The sequence below is a fragment of the Azospirillum sp. TSO22-1 genome, assembly GCF_003116015.1.
Classification (GTDB): Bacteria; Pseudomonadota; Alphaproteobacteria; order Azospirillales; family Azospirillaceae; genus Azospirillum.
The window spans coordinates 1-1,794 of the sequence record NZ_LGQZ01000244.1 but is presented as its reverse complement, the minus strand read 5'-3'; the positions used below and the strand labels follow the sequence as shown (position 1 = coordinate 1,794).

The window sequence follows — 1,794 nt, the reverse complement described above, 5'->3', positions numbered from 1 at the left end:
ACCAGACCTTCGTCACCATCGGCGGGCCGCACGTGGTGACCGAGGACCGCGACGCCGGCCACGACGTGCTGGAGTTCGGTCCCGGCATCACGCGGGACGACGTGGTCCTGCTGCGCCAGGGCGACAACCTGCTGGTCGGGCTGCGCGACCCGGCGGCGGCGGACGCGCCGTTCGAGCAGTTGGCCGACCGGCTGACGGTGCGCGACTTCTTCAAGGACAACAACCGGATCGAGGCGCTGCGCTTCGCCGACGGCACGACGTTGGCGCCGGAGGAACTGGGTATCGGGCAGTTCGTCGCCACCGCGGTGGACGCTGGGGAGCGGGTGGTCACCGCGGCCGAGCACCCGAACGGCGCCGACGCGCTGCACGCGGCGAGCGCCGCCGCGGTGGCGGCGCTCGGCGGGCTGAGCGGGGAGCAGGGGGCGCTGCTGAACCTCGGCGCGCAGCCGGCCGGGGCGCCGGCGCCGGTCCGGCCGCCGTCGGCGCCCGACATCGCCGCCGCCCCCACCCGCTTCGGCGCGGCGGAGCCGGTGGAGGCACCGTCCGACACCGTGGACGCGCCGGAGCGGCCGTCGTTCTTCGGCGTGGCGGATCCGGGCGCGGCGCCGGCGGAGAGCGCGGCGCCCGTCGAGCGTGCGGCGGTGTACGGCGCCGCGGTGGCGGCCGACGAGGTGGCGGCGCGCTCCGCCGTGGTGCAGGCGCTGCTCGCCGAGGAGGCGGCGCGGTTCGGCGTGGCGGAGGAGGACGAGGACGAGTCCGGCGCGGACGATGAGGACGCGGAGGACCAGGACGAAACCTCGCTCCGCCGCCAGCGCGCCGCCGACGCCGCGGCACGCGCGGCCGCCGAGCGGGTGGCGGAGATGCTGACGCTGGTCGGCCTCGGCCTGACGGTGAGCGCCGCCGCGGCCGGCGCGTCGCTCCCGCTGCCCGAGCCCGGCGCGCCGTCCGTGCGCGAGGGCGTCGACCTCGCCGACGTGGTGAGTGCCGAGGCGCTGGCCGAGGCGGCGCGGACCGCCGCCCGCCGCATGGCCGACGCCACGGCGCCGGCCGATCCGGCCGCCCCCGCCCCGCCCCTTCCGGGCGACGTCGCGGAGGCCGTGCCGGTGCTGGTGGCCGACGTAATGGCGGCGGGGGCCGTTCCCGCGCAGCCCGGCGCCGCCGAGGCGGTCGCCGAGCTGTCGGCACCGGAGGAAGGCGGGCCCGCGGCCCCGATCGCCGATGCGGCGGACGAGGCCCCCTCCGACACCGTTCCATCCGCCACCGGTTCCTCTGCCACGGTTTCAGCCGCGGTGGGCTCCTCGACGGCGGCGACGTGGACGACCGTCACCGACGAAGACGATTTGGGCGTCACCCTCGGCGGCGGCGGCGGCGACGACACGTTCGTCATCGACCGGGAGATCGGGCCCTCCTACACCATCGAGGGCGGCGCCGGCACTGACACGGTGCGGATCGCGACGACGGACGGCATCACGCTGGACGCCGGCTCGGCCAGCGTCGAGATCGTCTACGGGAACGCCGGGGCGGACACGGTCTACACCGCGGGCGGCGCGGCGGTGCGCCTTTCGGGCGGCGCCGGCGACGACCGGCTGTCCGGCGGCGGCGGCGACGACACGCTGAGCGGCGACGCGGGAGCCGATACGCTGTCCGGCGGCGCCGGCTTCGACACGGCGCTGTACGACGGGTCCGCGGCGGTGGCGGTCGATCTGGCCGCCGGCACCGGCCGGGGCGGCGACGCCGAGGGCGACGTGCTGACCGGCATCGAGGCTCTCTCCGGCTCCGCCTATGGCGACACGC

The 1,794-nt window shown here is 77.6% G+C and carries 1 protein-coding gene; it reads left to right on the top strand.

Annotated elements, in window-relative coordinates; genetic code table 11:
• On the top strand, positions 1-1,794 hold a 1,794-nt coding region (locus tag TSO221_RS34690; RefSeq protein WP_282187873.1), incomplete at both ends, for a calcium-binding protein.